This window comes from Pseudalkalibacillus hwajinpoensis (assembly GCF_039851965.1).
Classification (GTDB): domain Bacteria; phylum Bacillota; class Bacilli; order Bacillales; family Guptibacillaceae; genus Guptibacillus; species Guptibacillus hwajinpoensis_E.
Map to the genome: position 1 here is coordinate 208289 of NZ_CP156675.1, position 18312 is coordinate 226600.

At 37.7% G+C, this 18312-nt stretch carries 17 protein-coding genes and 2 pseudogenes; 8 read left to right on the forward strand and 11 right to left on the reverse strand.

All coding sequences use genetic code 11. From position 1 onward, the window contains the following. Positions 1-93: 93 nt before the first annotated feature. The 4 genes from ABFG93_RS22145 to ABFG93_RS22160 form a co-directional block, all read right to left on the reverse strand. Positions 94-525 (reverse strand): VOC family protein, encoded by a 432-nt coding sequence (locus ABFG93_RS22145; RefSeq protein WP_347553241.1) that lies wholly within the window; start codon positions 523-525, stop codon positions 94-96. A 372-nt stretch (positions 526-897) separates the two neighbouring features. After that, complete coding sequence (locus ABFG93_RS22150) at positions 898-1785, reverse strand: aminoglycoside phosphotransferase family protein (RefSeq protein WP_347552956.1); 888 nt, start codon at positions 1783-1785, stop codon at positions 898-900. A gap of 493 nt (positions 1786-2278) precedes the next feature. Beyond that, positions 2279-3157, reverse strand: coding sequence for an AraC family transcriptional regulator (locus tag ABFG93_RS22155; RefSeq protein ID WP_347552957.1), 879 nt, complete (start codon positions 3155-3157; stop codon positions 2279-2281). Positions 3158-4106: 949 nt separating this feature from the next. Then, positions 4107-5408 (reverse strand): S8 family peptidase, encoded by a 1302-nt coding sequence (locus tag ABFG93_RS22160; RefSeq protein ID WP_431522115.1) that lies wholly within the window; start codon positions 5406-5408, stop codon positions 4107-4109. Between the two features lie 300 nt (positions 5409-5708). On the opposite strand from ABFG93_RS22160, the gene ABFG93_RS22165 reads away from it, so the two are divergent. Beyond that, positions 5709-6083, forward strand: a complete 375-nt coding sequence (locus ABFG93_RS22165) for a phage holin family protein (RefSeq protein WP_347552959.1) — start codon at positions 5709-5711, stop codon at positions 6081-6083. A 654-nt stretch (positions 6084-6737) separates the two neighbouring features. On the opposite strand, the gene ABFG93_RS22170 is transcribed toward ABFG93_RS22165, so the two are convergent. Beyond that, positions 6738-8438: a pyruvate oxidase gene (locus ABFG93_RS22170; protein ID WP_347552960.1), complete on the reverse strand. Its 1701-nt coding sequence runs from the start codon at positions 8436-8438 to the stop codon at positions 6738-6740. A 459-nt stretch (positions 8439-8897) separates the two neighbouring features. Beyond that, positions 8898-9152 (reverse strand): nucleotidyltransferase substrate binding protein, encoded by a 255-nt coding sequence (locus ABFG93_RS22175; RefSeq protein WP_347552961.1) that lies wholly within the window; start codon positions 9150-9152, stop codon positions 8898-8900. Positions 9153-9175: 23 nt separating this feature from the next. Between ABFG93_RS22175 and ABFG93_RS23240 the strand changes: the two are divergent. Then, positions 9176-9506: pseudogene (locus ABFG93_RS23240) on the forward strand (transposase); the annotation flags it as partial. Positions 9507-9664: 158 nt separating this feature from the next. Here ABFG93_RS23240 and ABFG93_RS22180 read toward each other — a convergent pair. After that, positions 9665-10048, reverse strand: coding sequence for a DUF4183 domain-containing protein (locus tag ABFG93_RS22180; protein ID WP_347552962.1), 384 nt, complete (start codon positions 10046-10048; stop codon positions 9665-9667). A 150-nt stretch (positions 10049-10198) separates the two neighbouring features. Between ABFG93_RS22180 and ABFG93_RS22185 the strand changes: the two genes are divergently transcribed. The 4 genes from ABFG93_RS22185 to ABFG93_RS22200 all read left to right on the forward strand — a co-directional run bounded on the left by ABFG93_RS22185 (position 10199) and on the right by ABFG93_RS22200 (position 13544). Continuing rightward, on the forward strand, positions 10199-10549 hold the full coding sequence (locus ABFG93_RS22185; RefSeq protein ID WP_347552963.1) for a DUF4183 domain-containing protein: 351 nt from the start codon (positions 10199-10201) through the stop codon (positions 10547-10549). A 914-nt stretch (positions 10550-11463) separates the two neighbouring features. Next, complete coding sequence (locus tag ABFG93_RS22190; RefSeq protein ID WP_347552964.1) at positions 11464-11880, forward strand: hypothetical protein; 417 nt, start codon at positions 11464-11466, stop codon at positions 11878-11880. A gap of 16 nt (positions 11881-11896) precedes the next feature. Continuing rightward, a complete protein-coding gene (locus ABFG93_RS22195) occupies positions 11897-12490 on the forward strand; it encodes a hypothetical protein (protein ID WP_347552965.1) in 594 nt (197 codons plus the stop codon). 511 nt (positions 12491-13001) lie between these two features. Further along, positions 13002-13544: a site-specific integrase gene (locus tag ABFG93_RS22200; RefSeq protein WP_347552966.1), complete on the forward strand. Its 543-nt coding sequence runs from the start codon at positions 13002-13004 to the stop codon at positions 13542-13544. A 741-nt stretch (positions 13545-14285) separates the two neighbouring features. Here the strand turns inward: ABFG93_RS22200 and ABFG93_RS22205 are convergent. The 4 genes from ABFG93_RS22205 to ABFG93_RS22220 form a co-directional block, all read right to left on the reverse strand. Continuing rightward, positions 14286-14471 carry a DUF3231 family protein gene (locus tag ABFG93_RS22205; protein WP_347553242.1) on the reverse strand — a complete coding sequence of 62 codons (186 nt, stop codon included), beginning with the start codon at positions 14469-14471 and terminating at the stop codon, positions 14286-14288. 196 nt (positions 14472-14667) lie between these two features. After that, entirely contained in the window at positions 14668-15675 is a 1008-nt protein-coding gene (locus ABFG93_RS22210; protein ID WP_347552967.1) for a DUF3231 family protein, read from the reverse strand. A gap of 58 nt (positions 15676-15733) precedes the next feature. Further along, a complete protein-coding gene (locus tag ABFG93_RS22215; RefSeq protein WP_347552968.1) occupies positions 15734-16291 on the reverse strand; it encodes a DUF3231 family protein in 558 nt (185 codons plus the stop codon). Positions 16292-16390: 99 nt separating this feature from the next. After that, positions 16391-16708, reverse strand: coding sequence for a DUF3231 family protein (locus ABFG93_RS22220; RefSeq protein ID WP_347552969.1), 318 nt, complete (start codon positions 16706-16708; stop codon positions 16391-16393). A 289-nt stretch (positions 16709-16997) separates the two neighbouring features. Between ABFG93_RS22220 and ABFG93_RS22225 the strand changes: the two are divergent. Continuing rightward, positions 16998-17123: pseudogene (locus ABFG93_RS22225) on the forward strand (helix-turn-helix domain-containing protein); the annotation flags it as partial. 962 nt (positions 17124-18085) lie between these two features. Further along, the gene (locus ABFG93_RS22230; protein ID WP_347552970.1) at positions 18086-18310 is read left to right on the forward strand and encodes a DUF3967 domain-containing protein; all 225 of its coding nucleotides are present in this window, start codon (positions 18086-18088) and stop codon (positions 18308-18310) included. Positions 18311-18312: the final 2 nt, after the last annotated feature.

An 18312-nucleotide genomic window follows, 5' to 3' on the forward strand; every position in this document is an offset into this window, starting at 1 on the left:
AGGATACAACAATCTCCAATTGTATCTGAGTAAGCCTCCTGTCCATTCGTCGAACAGGAGGCTTTTTATGGTGATAAAGAAGGGTGTGGGCTATTACCTCGACTGATCCTCTGGGACATTCACTTGAAAAGTAACGCCGAACTTGTCTTTTACGATCCCGTATAAGGGGCTCCAATCCGTTTTTTGAAGGGGCATGACAACTTGCCCACCGTCTTTAAGGGCAGCAAAGATTTCTCTCGCTCTTCCCTCTTCTTTAGGATGGAGGGCAATCTGAATCGTATCGCCTGGCTGATAAGGCATGCCTGCGAATGTATCTGAGAACATGAGATCTGCTTCGCCGACTTTTAAGTGAGCATGCATAACGCGATCCTTCATGTCATCTGTCAACGGCTGATTTGGGTCCGCCGGCATATCTCCGAACGTCATGATATCCATCACTTTTCCTCCCAGTGTTTTCTCGTAAAAATTGACCGCCTCTCTCGTGTTACCGTCAAAAATCAAATAGGGGTTCAAACTAATAGACATCATTTAACAGCTCCCTTTAAACAATTTGGACAACCATATATATTATATACCAATATAAGTAAGAGACAAATAGTCCCACCTTTAGGCAGGAGTTTATCTCTTGCTCCAGAAATGCCCCTTTTTCTGGAAAACTTGAAATTGAGATACCTTCAATGAAATTAAGGACACATTTTATTTTCTTGTGAAAAGCGCCCCTAAATAATGAACCAGACCAATCATCCCTCCTATAATTTCTAGGTTCTCCAATACAGACACCACTTTTCCGTAACAAGATGTTCCTTCCATTTTCTATGTAAAAGGCGATTCCTAATACAGAAATCACCCCTATTTAACCGAACATTGACTAGTTCTTTTCATTTGTACAATATTCTATCAGAGCTTATGATTTAGTTCGTAATCCTCCTGGATGGTATTAATGATATTGTATGAATCTTCTGCGGTTTCTTTGTTAGATCTCCTATTCCAATTGTAAGTAATTAAAGATTTCCATAAAGCCCATCCTCGCGCCCTGTTCCATGTTTCTTCGTCCGTATTTAATATATCTTTAAAAACCTTTCTACTTTCGTCTTTAAAAAAGGTCCATGCCATGGCATAATCACAAGAAGGATCACCTACTCCTAATATCCCAAAGTCTATAACGGCAGAGAGCTTTCCATCTTTAGTGAGAATATTACCTGGAGCCATATCACCATGAATCCAAACAGGATGACCGAAAAATTTAGAGCTCAACGAAAGTTCCCAGGTTTCATCTAGTAATGAGGTGTTTAATGTATCTGTGTTCGCGTTAATAGCATCTCTCGTCTCTTGATCGTATACCGCAAGATCGCCACCTCTGTAAAAATTGTGTTTCCCTGCAAAAGGACCTCCACTAGCATCTACAGATTGAAACTCAATTAAAAATGCTCCCAGGTCTCTTGCGAATTGGTTAACATCAAGAATATTTTTAGAAGTTAACGTTTCTCCCTTTAACCACTTGTTGATTGACCACGGAAACGGGTATTCCTGACTAGGATACCCCTTTGCTATGGGTGTCGTAATGGGTAAAGATAATTCTTTTGCTAACTTTGGTAACCATTTTTGTTCTTTCTCGACTTGAGGAACATAATGTTCAGAACTCGGTAGCCTTACACTCATATAATCACCTAGGTGGAACGTCCTATTGTCATTACCACCATTTCTCACAGGTGTAATATCTAATTCTGACCATTCAGGAAATTGTTCGTTTATTAAACTTCTAACTAAATCAACATTAATCTCCATTTAATCTTCCTTTACCAGTTAAGTTTTCATCACCTTACATTCTTTAATTTTTAGCGCCCGATTTAGTTAAAAGTAAGTTCATTCGAATTACCTCCCTATTAAAATTACCATCATTGTAGCATTAAGCATTAACACGTTAGATGTAATATTTTCAATCCCACTAAACTGATTTCAAATCGAAGTTATCTTGAAAATACGTCTTCAACAATCTTCCCTTTATAAAGAAAGGAAAGTCTTACGATTTCTCTAGTTTTCTTAGAATTTCATAGTCATTCATTTCTAGTTCACACTGGAATCATGGAATTAAATTGTATTTATGTCTAATTATGGACTTTAAGATGCTGAGGATCTATATCCCACTTCATATATTTTAAAAATAGGATGTCTGAATGCTTATGATCGCACTAGAGGATGTCCACCAGCCAATATTTATTGACTGGTGTAATATGGTAGATAAAGGTTTACCGGAATGACTCATCTGTAAATATAATAATCACCCAAGTTTATCGCTAACTTTTTTCTTTACTGGCATCCAAATTTCGCTATATACATTTTCTGATGTACTATTGTGCTTAGTAAAAGAAATTCCAGGTATATCTGCTATTGTATAATCTGAAGAAGGCAACCATTCAGAATAAACTTTTGCGGTAGTTTCTTGAAGTGTAGCTGGAAATGGTCCTTGATTAGGGAAAATAGCCCATAAGCTTTCTTCAATAGAAATTTGCTCTAAATCATCGAATGGATTTTCTTTTGTAGTTGCAAATCCAATCATATGAGTTAAGTAGCCTTTTTCTTCCAAGAAGCCATCATCAAAGTCATAAGATACATTCAGGACTTGATGAGGATATAAATTAGCTAATTGATGCATTTCACTTCTTTGTTGTTCTGTAATTGACTGGGCTAGTTCTAAGATAGCATTATTTTCACCTTCGAATTGAATTGGCACTCTTTTCGATACACCTACTATATTAAATTTCTCCTTCTTTTCAATTTTGAATTCCATGGATATTCCTCCTCTTATATCTATAAAGAATGAAAATTTGGGAAATGATTTTTGAATTTTGTTTTTAATTACTTCTGAAGGTAAAAAACCACTCCATTCACGAAAGGCTCTTGAAAATCCTTCTATAGACTGATACCCATATTTATAGGCGATATCTGTCACTTTTGCTCCGTTTATTAATTCAACATTCGCAACTGATAATCTCCTGTTTTTGATATACTCATTTAAGGACATTCCAGCCAGATACGAAAACATTCTTTTAAAATGGTAATCAGATAGTCCTGCAATTTTTGATATATCTTTTCCAGAGATTTCTTCCGTTAAATGTGTTTCGATGTAATCCATTAAATTATTGAATTCTTGTAACATTCATTTCCCTCCTTTACAAGTACATAATATCGTTAAAATTCATTATTCACTCGATATTTTTTATACGGAAGTTATCGGATCTTGCATTCCATTATTAGAGTCGCAAAGTATTTTTACTCTCGAACACGAGGAATCCGCACCTCTATTATCTCGAAACTGAGTCTTCAAGTATCCTTCCCTTTAACAGAACATGGGTATTTCAATGATGTCCCCTATTTCACCATATAAAAATTTTAATACGGGCGATTCCTAAATGTATTGGCAGTAAAAATGGCAATATAATTGACACTATTTTAGATCAAATCTTGAATGGTCATAATGCCAAAAATAAATGTGTGTCATTTTTGAAGTAATTGACTTTTAACGCCTTTGGTATAAAAAGAAACCGCCTCGTGTCAATTCACAAGACGGTTAGTATGTAATTTAAACAAAAGGCTCCTGAAATCGGAACCAAGGTCTCTGCATATAACATCACTTTTTTTCGACCAAACTGATCAGCGAAATATCCCCTAATAAAGTTGTTTCCAATCCCAATGAAAACATTAATTATTAGGAGTAGCCCTGCTACCTTTGCACAAAAAGTACGGCCAAGTAAAACACATAAAAGGAAAAATGTGTATAAAGGAGACACTTTTATTTATCCCGGTTGCACTCCAAGGGTAACTAAAGTGATAATCAATAGGAATTCATGGTTAAAATCTCCTTGTTTATGCATTCGTATTCGAGTGATGTATAGATATTTCAGAATGACGATCCGTTATTCTGAAGGCTTATTAATCTTGTGTGAAGGACGACTGATGAACTTGATAGGAAGACGACTATTTAAATCGCCTTCAAACCCTATATTTTACCAAACAACCAAAAATATTCAAATAAATTCAATTAATATGGCGCTTTTATCTTAAAGAGCCAATCATGTTTGTCTGATCGAATCCTCGTCATCCCAGATTTACACTCCCTTTTCGGCATCCAAATAGCCTTTTCCTTGTGTATTAGGAGGTAATCCCCAATCTTCGGCACTATTCAGAAGCTTCTCCTTCACTTGATCAGGGGTAAGATTTGTATTTTGTTGAAGAACTAAAGCGGCCACTCCTGCACAGATCGGAGTTGCCATCGAGGTTCCAGAAAGTGAAAAGTAATGCTGTCCAACACGGCTCGATTTTGATACCTTATCTAAAAAGGAATTAGGTGAACGAAGTGATACGATGTCTACTCCAGGAGTTAATAGATCAGGTTTTGTAAATCCATCGATGGTTGGTCCTCGACTTGAAAAGCTGGCTATGGTATCATCCGAACGGTTCACCGTATTGTGATCCTCCATCGCTCCTACCGTTATAACTGTTGGACTAATCCCTGGACTAGCGATCGTGTTTTCATCAGGACCATCATTCCCTGCGGCTACACAAACGACCATTCCTCTTTCCCATGCCTGTTCTACTATTCTTACCACTGGATCATCACTGGCAGATTGAGTGGCTCTGCTTCCAAGAGACATCGAAAGAATATTAATCTTATACGTCTCTTTATGATCGATACACCATTGCACACCAGCAATCACGGTTGAAAGGGAGCCAGAACCGGTCCTGTTTAGCACTTTAACTCCGACAACATTGGCTTCTGAAGCTGGTCCTTTGTACTTTCCATCGGATGAAAGTCCGTTTCCTGCTGCATCACCAGCACAATGAGTACCATGTCCGTTATCGTCATAAGCAGTATCTCGATTGTTTACTAGATCTTTAAAGGCCAAGATCCTGCTATCCAGATCAGGGTGGGGGTATATCCCTGTATCAATAATGGCTATTGTCACGTCTTTCCCTGTTAATCCTGAATCGTTTACATGATTCGCATGGATGGATGGAGAAGCTACATCAAGTAATGCGTTGACTTCCCGGTCGTAGTGTATTTTTTTAATTTGCGAACCGTTCACAATGAGGTGCTCAACAGCGTTGGCTGTTAAAGTTGCTGAACAACATGAGATGCTATTAAATTCATGGTTTATTTTACATCTACGGTGTTCGGAAGCAACCTGTTGAACCTCTTTCAACCCTAGTGAGCAAGCATTTTTTGATTGATAAAATTCGATGATGACCGGTATTCTATGTCTCCTTTTTATCCATTTTTCAAAAGAAGAATGAAGAAAACAGGGCACCCAATGGAGTGGACGATAAAGATTAACAAGCCTGTCTCGCAAAGGCTGGTCCATCTTATCTCCAAAACGTCGTACTAATTTGATCATGGAAAATCCAAACATCATTTCCCTCCTTATTTTATGAGATAGAGCATCTTATGAAAACAAGCTCGAAAGGGAAGCGGTTCTTGTCCACTACAAAAGAAAGTTTTACGGATCATCGTTTTGGAGTGAGAAAGTGATTGACTGTTTTTTGACGTGGTGTTAAAAAACAGCGCAATCATAAAATTAGATCGATTTATGATAGACCTCTGCTCAATCATTTTTTCTATTATTTACATATGGTATTGGAGGGGCTAAAACCTCTTATGAATGTAATTGAATGGAGGCGAGAAGATGGAATGAATTTCATTTTCATATAAGATGGGGACCGTTTGTCTAGGGGGATATATCAGTTACTTATTCGGTTCGATGACGCCACTTTTAAATATGCTTGTTCTATTTGTGATTGTGGACTATATATCTGGAATGCTTGCGTCAGCATATGAAGGGAAGCTTTCAAGTGCGTTCGGCTTTATAGGTATTTTTAAAAAAATAGTTATATTTAGTATCATTGCAATCGCCCATTCCCTTGATCAACTTTTTGGAGGTCATATGATTAGAGATGCTACTCTTTTCTTTTATTTATCGAATGAATTATTGTCTATTATTGAGAATGCCGGAAGGTTGAACGTACCGATCCCTGGTGTTATTAAAAACGCTGTAAAAATTCTTAAAGGAAAAGCGGACAAGAAGTAGCCTAAACCCCTTTTCAAAAACGAATAGATTGACTTAAAAAGCGAATCTTTTTCCCTGATCATCGTGTTTCATAGCTCCTTTGAATACGTTGGATGCATACTATTACCTCAAGGTACCGATTTTTTCAAATAACGTTAAAAGATAAAAAACACCATGATTCCTGAAAAGGATCATGGTGTTTTTGGTTTTATCCTAGATCGATTTTTATGTAGAATGCATGATTCATTGCTAAATAATGATCAACGAAAAGTCTCAAACAGAAAGAAGGGATTTTTCCATTTTCCTTTTTGACATTACGCCCATCATATAATTGATCATGATCCCTAAATTATAATGAACTTTATACAGTGTACGGTCTAGTTCTCCTGCTAGGGTAAACTATCGAAGAAACTCTTCTCTGATAACACACGTTTGAGGAATATATGGAAATTTAACTCTGTAGTTAAACCGAGACAACAATAAAATGCTGCTCCTCATTTCGGGCTCTACATCATTGAAGTTAAAATAGAAATAAACGACAATCCAGTGATCAAAGTAATCGAGATCAGCGCTCTCATCTATATGAACCTCTTACTCACTCCTGGATCCTCTCTCTAAAAATTCGAGAAGCATCAAGAAGAAGGGGTCAGGTACGTACCTGACCCCTTCCTCATTTTATAACGGGGGCAAATCAAGCTTCCCTTCAGAAAACAATTCCTTTATCATATGCTGAGCATAGCCTTTTGCCTGGCTAAATGTTAAGTTACTTGGAAGTGGTGCTTCATTTGCATCCACAACAACGTCTACAATACAAGGTTTTGACTGAAGTGCTGCTTTTTTTAGAGTAGGCATCAAATCTTCCGGTTTTTCTACTCGGAACCCTACTCCCCCACAACTTTCTGCGTATTTAGCAAAGTTAGGATTGTGTAGATTTGTTCCGAATTCAGCATTCCCCATTACTTCTTGCTCAAATTTAATCATGGCAATCTTATGGTTATTTAAAACGATGACCATCATCGGCAAATCATATTTAACGGCCGTCACAAAATCGTTCATTGTCATTGTAAACCCGCCATCTCCACATACAGCAACTACTTGTCTTGATGGGTAAGCAATTTTCCCGGCAATAGCACCCGGAAGCCCGCAGCCAAGAGTTGCTAGCCAGCTAGAGATAACAAATTTCTGATTTGTCATTCTGAAATGTCGAGCCATCCATACGGTTACGTTCCCCACATCACAGGAAATGATGGCATCACTGGATGTGACTTCTTGTAAAGCTTTCACCACGCTTTGAGGTTTAATCGGAACATTCTCCACCTTTTCTTCCTTCTCCATCTTGGCCCACCAATCGGCCATACGTCCCTGACAACTTTCTAAGAATGTTTGGTCTTCCTTTACTTGTAGTACATTTAATAATTCCTTTAGCGTTTCTTTCGCTTCTCCTACCAAACCAACATCGATTGGGTACCGTTTGCCGATTTGAACAGGGTTCGTATCGATTTGAAGAGTTCTCGCTTTTTCAGGAAGAAATCCGGTGAATGGAAAGGACGTCCCGATAAGAATTAATGTGTCTGCTTCTTTCATCGCCTCATAAGCCGGTTTTGTCCCGATTAACCCTAATCCTCCAAGGCAATAGGGATGCTTGTCAGGAATAACACCTTTCCCAGGTAACGATAATACTATGGGACATGCCATTCTTTCAGCAAATTCCACAAGTTCTGCACTGGCTTTCCTAGCGCCTTTTCCTGCTAAAATAACTGCTTTTTTTGACTTACGAAGCAGTGCTTCTGCTTTTATCAAATCTTGTTGATGAGGAAAGAATTTAGGCTTGATAACAACGGGACTTGTAAACCGAGCTCCCTTCTCAACTTCAGCCTTCTGAACATCATCAGAAATTGTAATAACAGCAACGCCACTTTTAGCATACGCCGTACGAATTGCCTGATTTATCACTCCTGGAAGCTGCTCAGCTGATGTAATCCGCTGATTATAAACGGCAACATCATCAAAAAGGCGAGAAAGGTTAACTTCTTGGAAGTAATCTATTCCCATAAGGTCCGATTCCACTTGCCCGCAAATAGCCAGTAAAGGTGCCCCATCCAATTTTGCATCATAAAGCCCGTTAAGTAAGTGAATAGCTCCTGGACCAGCGATGGCTGTACATACTCCAATCTTACCAGTTAACTTAGCATAGGACGAAGCTGCCAATGCTCCATTCTCTTCGTGGCGAATTTGGATAAATTTAATTTTATCCTCGACTTTTCTTAATGACTCAATGATTGAATTAATGGAATCTCCAGGCATTCCATAGATATGATCTATGTTCCAATCAATTAACAATTCCATCAACACGTCTCCAGCATTCTTTCTAAACAATGTGGTCCTCCTTCAAAATAGTGATACCGTTATTCTTTGCATTTCTGGTTTTACAATACAATTGAGTTGAATTTTTATCATTCGGGAAGCTATCACCTATTCCTAGTAATGCAAACCACCTTCAAAGCAAACATGCTGAATTTACTATAAAAGCTAATTCTGTATATATAAGTTGAATTAATGATTCTGTCGGGTATGAATTAAAAATATTCGAAAGGATGCATGAGGTACGGACGTTCAAAATCAGCTAAATGAATTGAAAGAAGCCATGCATGAAGCGAAAGATCGTCGCCATTTCGAACGTTTTTAAGACATCCAAGACACCATTGTCTAGGCTAACAGTTCCTACTGCCAAGCCTGTAGTGGACTTTCATCACCTAGTTATAGCCCATACCGGGCGCACTAAAAAGACAAACGTAAACATCAACGTTTACGTTTGTCTGTATTGACCCTTGGTATTTATATTGCGGTCCTATCCTGCATACTGTCGATCCATTTTCGTAATAGATCGTAATATATGTGCAAATTGGCTTGGGTTTTGAGAGCTAATTCTTCATTATACGTATGTACGGTTAAGTTACGATCATTCACCATCTCCAAAGCGACGATCACTTCGTCGTCCTGGAGAAGATGGATTTCCCGGCTGCTCCGAATCACAGCTTTCGTAGAACCCTCATCCAGGCCTTGTGCTTCGATTAGAGTCAAAGTAATCAAGTTTTCACTCCGTATACGATAAAATTCCGGAAAATCATATCCTCAAAAAGATTACGATAGTTATTGATTTCTGTTTTATTAACGAGCTACTGAAGGACACCTTTCAAACGTTTTCGGCGTCTAGCGAAAGAACCCTTGATTTCATGTGTAAACTTCTATTCTTACAATATATTTAATACTATTCAGATGAACAAATGAAGAAGTTAATCTTGTCTAAATATATTTTCTCGTGATCAATCCAGAAGACTCCCTGCCAGATAAAAGTCCTTGTCAAAATTCCGAACGCAACGACTCGGAGAGAACATGCTTGATGAGATAATGACAGAGATCTCACGGCAATTTGTGGACCTGGGAAATTAAAGGGAAAAGTTGAGTATATAATAAAGTGGTCTCTCTCTGGCGTTAACTATGCTTTCATTCTCAATCACGACTGAAAATTGAAATACCCCCGATAATGGCCACCTTTATTATAAGGCTTCCAGTATCTGAGGATAGTTCATTCAACCACATCTTTATGTTGTAACAGTCGTAGTAGAAGTTGGAGAGAAGTTTATAACTTCCAATACAACTGGTGAGCCCGTTGGTATAGAATCTCCTCCTGCAGGAACCTCAATCGCAAGGGAACCAACAGTTGTGGCACCAGGTGTGTAGGTTGAAATACCTTCCATTTGTAACACACCGTTCACATTCACATTAAAGTAACTATTACTTGTTGCCAATACAGGAAGATTACTAGCAGCAGCACCTGCATCATCGAAAAAATCTGCAGTATCTATTGATAAAGTTGCCCCTGCAGCAGTTTCTCCAGTGGTAACATAGAAGAACTTTGCTGGAGTTGGACCAGTTTCTATGGTTGACGTTGCCGTTACAAGAAGCTTCATAAGCTGTAATGCCATTATTTATAACTCCTTTTTAAAATTTTATCCCCTACCCTACAATATATACATAATATAAATAATGGTTATAGGTTAACAGGTATTTACTTGGTTAGCTCATACAGGTAATATCTTCCTATAAAATTCAATGACAGCCGGGGGCTACCGCTAATGAATGATAATTTATCTAAAAATAAACAAAAGCAATCGCCCCTATTTACATTCCCAGAACTCCCCAAAAAAGAAGTTCGCTATGTTTGTCCAAAAAGAGTTAAAGTTTTTGAATACTATACTATGTCTACTGGATCTAAAAGGGTATTTATGGATAATGACTCTCTTTCCAATTATGGTCCTCAAAAAATTCTATCACCTACTTTGGTCTCTTATATGAGTTTGTTTATTAATGCAGTCTTACAACCACCAGCTACCTATACTGTAAAAGAAGGTAAAATTATTCTCCATACAAAGGATATCCCTTTATCAGGTACACCCATTATTTTACAAATGATCAAAGTAGAATAAGCCTTTTCTCGTTTTTCTTCTGGAATTATGCCCCTCCTCCTTCTCTCAATCAAAAAGGAGGAGTTTTTCAAATTCAATTATTACCACAAATATTAATTATTTATCCAACGTATTACCAATTAATAAAGTTAAAAAGCATTGCAAGTGAATTGATCGTAATAGGTGGAAACTCAAAGGGGTTAAAAGCAGACAAGTTTACCGTACTTTCAGGTGCAAACCGATTTGAAACGGCTGCCAAAGTAAAAAAATATATGAATTCAATTTAATAACTTAACATTCTATATAAATAACGTTGCCAACGTATAAGAGGTAGAGTCCTTTCTAAGAAGGATCCTTTGAAACGAATTCACATATTGTAACCCAAAGGGAAGGGAACGTAACAGAAAGAAATTGTATAGTCAGAAGGACGTTATCCCTTACGTCCTTTTTATTATATTGCATAATGTAGACTAAACTGTTGGAATTAATCTAATTCTGGATTGTAGATCCATCCCCCTTTTTTTAACTTCTATAAACAATACCTTTTTTGTATTTTTTAACAATAGAAAAACAGGTGAGAGGTGGATCATTACGAAATATCCTATTGGAGATATGAGTTTTAGCCAAAATATACTACTCTACTTACCTTGCATCTCTAACTGAAATCATGGAGATCGATCTGTTTTTGCGAGATAACGAAACAAGCTTTTTTGCATCTTTTTTTGAGATTCCCTGCTTTTTTGCGTTGTTCTTTCTAGCCATTTCATTTCACTCCCTGAATGGATATTATTCGTTATTAGAAAGTATCGCCAGGCTTTCTCGCTTTTATACTTCTATCCTCCCCTCCTCTCGCATATCTATGACTATATGATTTTCTGACTCTTTGACTCTAGGATATTCCTTGAAAGTGGAGTGAATTTCAATGGGGAGGTAGAATGATGGATTCACTTAATCCTATGTTTCAGAAAAAGAAAGCAACGAGACCTAAACCAGTTCGGACCACCAATGTTCGGAAAAAGCCGATCACAAAAAATGAAGGGCGCAAAGTGCGGCGTGATAAGAAACATGATATTAAGATACCTCTCACGCTTGATCAGCGAAAAATGATTAAGGCATTAGCCCGTCAGGCCGGTGAATACCCCACAAACTATCTTAGTCAAAAGATGAAGACTGAACTGCCACGGGCGGAGTTCTTTCCGGAACCTACTGTGCCCTATCCTTCCAAGTCTAAATTGTCATACCCTGTTAAATTGGAGCAGGATTATTTTAAACAACTTCAAGATCTCAGTATTGAATGGGATTGTAGTTTGCGGCGGGCAGCTTACCGTATTATCTCTGCAATATTATCTTAAAAGGAGGTTAAGTGAGATGCATTCAGAATCTGACCGTTTCAAGCTAGTTCACGAAGAGGTTTCGAATCTTGCTTACGAAGGGACTTCCCTGCGTGATCGGATTGTTGAAAGACTTTTTAAAAAAATCCAGTCTTCCGAAGTATTAAAATACCGTTTTGTGGTTCCGGCTTCTCTCTATCTACGAGGGGAACTTCTATGTGAAGATATTACAGAACTTAGTGATTTTCAGTTTACCCAAGCCGATCTATTAGATTTATTGTTGAAGGATTTTTTGCATAATATCAGGCAATCCCCTGATCATCATGCAGTCTTTCGTGAACTCATGGCCAGGGACAAACGCCCGGCCGTTTTAAGAACGTACACTGGACAGGAAGTACTCCTCAATCAAGGAGTGAAAAGAATGAAAGAAATTACCTGTCCGATTAAACGGCGGGCTGGTCTCCGTGTTGAAGTCTTTTTAGCAGACCTATCAGAGCTTTACGAAGATGCCAATTATTCGGTTGAGGACATTTTACAGCTTCTGTACTGTGATTTTATTGAGTCCTATCGAACTGGTCAAATTCGTAATGTCGTAAAATCGATTATTAGCAAACTTGAAAAAGGGATATGACTCATTAGCATATATGGATTCCCCCTGGAAGTTTGAATAAGTTTTTCGGATGCTATAAGAAATACTCCTTATTTCTTGTCATTAAAAAGATTAACGACTCCCCATATGCGGATTTGTGTATGAAGGGTCATAATATAATTTCACATACCATACTTTAAATAAAATATAATAAATTATTCCATCATTAACACTTTACTTACCCAATTCCCTACACCTTGTCTATAAAATTTATTAATTACCTCTAATGTACAAAGAGAAGAGATTTAAAAACTAAATGCACATATAGCGTTAGAGGGAAACTAAATACTTATTGTGTTTCCTTTACCTCAGAAAAGACATGTTGATATATAAGGGTTTTAACTACTCTTTCAAATCTGGTATACTAGTAACGAAACATAACGATTATAGTTGTTTCCTAAAAGGAAACATTAACATACTACACATTTAGTCAGGAAGTTGAATGCACTTTCGCAGAGAATAAGTGATTTCAGCAAAGGAGAAGAGGTGACTTATGAGAACGGTAGAACCCATTCGTGATTCGGAAAAAATTGAAGAAATTAAGCGAGTCTTACGAAGAGATGGTTATCGAAATTGGTTTTTATTCGTCCTTGGAATTAATACAGGGATGCGAATTAGTGATCTGTTGAAATTACAGGTAAAGCATGTACGAGGAAAAACACATATTAAAATGATTGAACAAAAAACTGGGAAAGCAAAAGTATTTAAAATCAATGCCAGTTTACGTATGGATATCGATGAATACATTTTTGATATGGAACCAGAAGCTTTCCTCTTCCCTTCAAGACTTACCGATTTGCCAATTAAGCGGGTCCAGGCTTATAAAATTTTGAATCGGGCCGCTAACAAAGTAGGTCTAGATGGCATTGGCACTCACACGCTTCGCAAAACATTTGGATATCATTTCTATAAACGAAATAAAGATGTCGCCATGCTACAAAATATTTTCAATCACTCTTCCCCTTCCGTAACATTACGGTATATAGGAATTGCTCAGGAACAAATCGATGAGGTTATTGATGATTTTTATTTATAATATTTAAAATAAGTATGGTACGTGAAATTATTTTCTCTAGTTATCTAACTCCCTCATCTAACTCGGCCCCCGTCAAAGTGCTGGGGTTTTCAGTTCTTTGCAATGAAACCTATTCTATATAAACAATAAACAGCAAATCAGATCCTAATCCACTTAGATAAAGAGAAGAGTGCCTTATTTCACTCAAAATAGATATATAGAGGTTACGATTAAACAAACATATTACTGTTACATTTATGGTTACATAAACGTTTATTTAATTTATTACATCTACTTATACGTAATATTAAACCTACACTTGATGAGAGGAAGCTACCAAGAAAGGTAAATTAAGTTAGGTAAATATTACTATTGATATTGGGTTTTAAAAAGGGAAACCCCATTATCAGAATGGAGTTTCCCTTAGTCCTTCAACAATCGCTCCCCTATAAACTGTATTATTCTAAAGATAAAAAGCCATCGGAAATCCCTCTGGCCTCCTCGTATTCCTTTTTCATCCCCTTATTTAACATGATGCTGAAGCATAATAAATCCCAATATCATGTAATCATTCCTCTTCCAATAACACCACTAGACTGGGAGTAACTAATGGCCCGTTTGCTTAATAGCAGCTACCTATGGTAAAGAATATTTTTTCAAACTAAAGAATCTTATTCCTATTACCGTCACAAAATAAGCCGCGAAAACAAACTGAAAAAAAGCTTGTCATTCTTTCGAGTCTCCATTAAGCATTGTCCTAACTTAATCTGCTAAGTCTTTACGATTCGCTGCTTCTAGCGGCTGTTCCAGCCAACCGTTGTTAATAATCATAATGTTTGCCCCATCATTAGCATAGTGTCCAATTTCTGCTGTTACATAAGTAACATCTAAGTCGTGTCTCGGACTGGAAGCCATCGCCATACCATATTGACCAATGCCAGTCCCAATGAGTGAAGGTCTAACTCATATTCCAATATAGAACGAATGTCGTCATCATCAGTGTGTTTAAAAAAATACTTAATGCCGCAAATGGCCATTGAATCATTTTAATACGACAACCAAAGATTGGCGATTTCTGATGAGGTTAAGTCAACGTTGTGTTCCATTTAGATTCATCCCTTCATTCGTATTTTGTCCATTCTGGTTAATGTTTTCGTTTGGCTAATTGATCACGATCTGCTGCCTTAGGGGGTTGTTCCATCCAACCTTTGTCAATCATCATCTTTGCTCCGTCTTCGGAAAACTTCGCGATTTCTGCCGTTAAGCGAACATAATGTAAGCCTAAATCGTGTCTCGGGCTTACGGACATCGACAGGCCGTATTGCCCTATACCTGAAGCCGAAAGGACGGCAATATGAAACATCAATAATTTATCCGAAAATGGCGGGGCCGTAGAATCCGTTACTTGATGATCCAAAGTCATGGGCGCAGGTAAATGCTCCTCACCAAGGATAGAAGAGAAAATTTCAATGTGTTTTTGTGAAATATCCCGTCCTCTTTCCATGTACTTCCGTACTTCTTTTGAACGGGTTACTTGACTGAAACCGATAATAATGGCCTTTCCTATTGCGTTTCGTTCAATATTGGTCGTTAAATTTGTGATTTCAATTCCCAGCAATGGTCTGCGATCACCAAACCAACCCGTCAAGAAGCTTCGACTGGTCACGTAGTCCGGCTGATCCGGTTTGGGAATCTCAGGTGAGCGCACATATACACCTTTTTGAAATGCCAGCTTTTTAGCTCTTACATGAAGCTCTTGTGCTTGGTCTAAGGAAACTCGATAAAAATCAACAACATCTAATCGTGCGGAGACTGCGCCTGCGAGACCGTATGCGGGCAGCATAAATCTGGCCATATCTAAGATGTACATGAGAAAAAACGTATCCGAGTATAAACGCGGCGCGTTTTCATTGACATCTTCATCTGTAAAACCATACGGAATAGGATAATTTTCCTGATTAAAAATTTGCGTCACCGTTTCAACATGCTGTTGCATGATGTCCAGCGCATAGATCAATACAGATGAAATGTCCGGATCGTCTACTTTGGCTACAAAATATTTCAGTCCGCAGACCATCATGGTCCCTTGCACGTAGGATGTCCAAAGGTTTGAGATATCCGCGGAGGTCAATTTAGGTTGGTGATCAACCATATACAGTAACCTCCAATTCAAGTTCTATTGTTAAGGGATCAAAATAAAACGCTCCGTTTTAACCTTTGGCTAATGGAATTTGATCCATGTGACCTCGCTCAATCATGAGATTTAAACCATCTTCCCCATATTGAAGAAATTCTGCCATCATTCTTGAAAGATCAAGACCTACGCCTTTCCTCATCACACTGGAAATCGCCATGCCGTACTTACCGGTTGCGGATGCAGATAAAACAGAGATCTTGTACAGCATCAGTTTCTCTGAAAAAGGAGCCGCCGTGCTTTCTTTAATCTCACTTTCCCATGTAGGGATTTGGGACAATTCATCCTTCGCTAAGTGGGATTGGAGGATTTTTAAGTGTTTTTCGATCATGGTTTCCCCACGCTCAAAATATTGCTTTACCTCTTTTGAATCCACGGTTTGAGCAAAACTTCGGTAAAATTCTTTAGCGGCGGCTAAACCTGTAAAATGAAAGTGAAGTTGCAAAATTTCAGCGGCATTTAACGAACGATGTCCTGTAAACCAACCACCCAAAAAGGATTGTTGGTGAACTTTTTCAATGCCGTCAGGGGTTGGGATATGAACCTTTGTTTGGGACAGTCCCTTTTTCTCCATAAGGTTTGCACACTTGTTATAAAATTCAGCTGTTTTCTTCACGTAGGTTTCGTAGTACTGACGAACGTCAGTACGGATGGACGTGGATAAAGACATCGATTAGGCTGCTCCACCATCCTGGCCTAATGTGTATTTAATCAAAAGGATTATGTTATCTGTATAAAGCCGGGGCGTACCTGGATGGGTATCATGTTCGGTAATCCCGTCAGGAAGGGGCTGCCCATCTTGTGTCAATAACTGTTTTGCTCCCTGTTCTTGCTCTTTAGCCAATTGCCATGCATCAGTAACCAAGGCATACACATCTTGATCTTGTATATAAGTAAGGAAGTACTTAGAAACATGTTCAGCCATTGTATTTCCTAAGTAAGAGTTCCAAAGGTTCATGATTTCAGCGGATGTCAGTCGATCATTATTCACTTTCATCCCTCCAAAATTCAGTATTCTCGGGTAGTTTTTACCAGAATTCGGAAAGTATTCACTATTTGAAGCATCTTTGAGACAGTTTGGTTAGAGATAAACAAACGAATACAACACAACAGAGAGGAGTTATATAGAAGTTTTAAAAGTGAATTACACAGAGGACTCAAGAAGATAAAGTGATCCGTTCGGTTGTATCTGCTGCAATCGAGCGCTTTAATTGAGCAAGATAAATATTTTTGACTGATCGTTTTACCGTTCAGTCCATTTTTTATTTCATTAGGGTCCAGGTATGAACTATGCCATAAAGCTTTACAAAGAAGGGAATATGACCGTAAAGAAAAATTGCGACATCACAAATGTGTCAAGATCAGCTTTGTACAGAAAATTGACAGAAGGAAATAAGAAAAGCTAACCATACTATAAAGTTAATATTCCCCAGCGTGGCCTCTCAATCCTCGAATCGTTTCCGTACCCCTATAAACAGCAAACCAGATCCTAATCCACTTAGATAAAGAGAAGAGCGCCTTATTTCACTCAAAAGGGAACTTAGATATAGAGAGGTTACGATCAAACAAACATATCACTGTTACATTTATGGTTACATAAACGTTTATTTACTTTTTTACATCCACTTATACGTAATATTAAACCTACATTTGATGAAAGGAAGCTACCAAGAAAGTTAAATTAACTTATGTTAAATCTTACTATTGATATTGGATTTTAAAAAGGGAAACTCCATTATCAGAATGGCGTTTCTCTTAGTCCTTCAACAATCGCTCTCCTATAAACCGTATTACTTTCTAAGATATTGAAAATCTTAAAGATTTGATCCATTTATTTTCTCATCGAATACTAATCATTAAATCCCTTTCCATTGAGAATTGGCTGCCTACACTTTTCAACCCTTGACTCTCTAGTTTTGAATTGTTTGAGTTTAGAAAAATAAAGAATTTATGCTCTTTGCCGTACCAGCGATGTTTCTTTTCTGAAACGTGTTACAAGGAACACCCCACTTCAATTGTTTATTCCATGGTAATTCGTACTTTGGAAGCCTTTAACGTTGTAAATCCACATCTTCCCTGAGTCGACCCCTATCATAAGGTAACTTAGATATAGAGAGGTTACGATTAAACAAACATATTACTGTTACATAAATGGTTACATAAACGTTTATTTAATTATTTACATTGAATTATACGACATAATATACCTATACTTGAAGAAAGGGATGAGCTAATAAGAAAGTTAACCACTAAATTTTGCTTCGAAAAACCACTCGTTATTTAGAATAAAGATAATGATACATACCGTTTGTAAACTATCTTCGGCTCTACTACTCTAAATCTGTACATCTAGTATGTCCTTCGTCATTTGCTAGATTCAACTAACAACGAACAACTAACGAAACAGAATGAAGCCCTACAGAACAAGCTTCAAAGCATCGATGAACGAATGAACGAACGAACACACACACACACACACATTAAACGATTAATGGAATCTATAAGGGAAATGCAAGAAACTAAGCAAATGATGGTTGCTGCAAAAGAGGAAGAAAAAAAGGGCTTCTTAGCCCGTTGGTTTGGTGGTAAGTAAGG

Coding starts and splice junctions, on each gene's coding strand:
- ABFG93_RS22145 (WP_347553241.1), bottom strand. CDS start 525: ATGTCTATTAGTTTGAACCCCTATTTGATTTTTGACGGTAACACGAGA.
- ABFG93_RS22150 (WP_347552956.1), bottom strand. CDS start 1,785: ATGGAGATTAATGTTGATTTAGTTAGAAGTTTAATAAACGAACAATTT.
- ABFG93_RS22155 (WP_347552957.1), bottom strand. CDS start 3,157: ATGTTACAAGAATTCAATAATTTAATGGATTACATCGAAACACATTTA.
- ABFG93_RS22160 (WP_431522115.1), bottom strand. CDS start 5,408: ATGTTTGGATTTTCCATGATCAAATTAGTACGACGTTTTGGAGATAAG.
- ABFG93_RS22165 (WP_347552959.1), top strand. CDS start 5,709: ATGGGGACCGTTTGTCTAGGGGGATATATCAGTTACTTATTCGGTTCG.
- ABFG93_RS22180 (WP_347552962.1), bottom strand. CDS start 10,048: ATGGCATTACAGCTTATGAAGCTTCTTGTAACGGCAACGTCAACCATA.
- ABFG93_RS22185 (WP_347552963.1), top strand. CDS start 10,199: ATGAATGATAATTTATCTAAAAATAAACAAAAGCAATCGCCCCTATTT.
- ABFG93_RS22190 (WP_347552964.1), top strand. CDS start 11,464: ATGATGGATTCACTTAATCCTATGTTTCAGAAAAAGAAAGCAACGAGA.
- ABFG93_RS22195 (WP_347552965.1), top strand. CDS start 11,897: ATGCATTCAGAATCTGACCGTTTCAAGCTAGTTCACGAAGAGGTTTCG.
- ABFG93_RS22200 (WP_347552966.1), top strand. CDS start 13,002: ATGAGAACGGTAGAACCCATTCGTGATTCGGAAAAAATTGAAGAAATT.
- ABFG93_RS22210 (WP_347552967.1), bottom strand. CDS start 15,675: ATGGTTGATCACCAACCTAAATTGACCTCCGCGGATATCTCAAACCTT.
- ABFG93_RS22215 (WP_347552968.1), bottom strand. CDS start 16,291: ATGGAGAAAAAGGGACTGTCCCAAACAAAGGTTCATATCCCAACCCCT.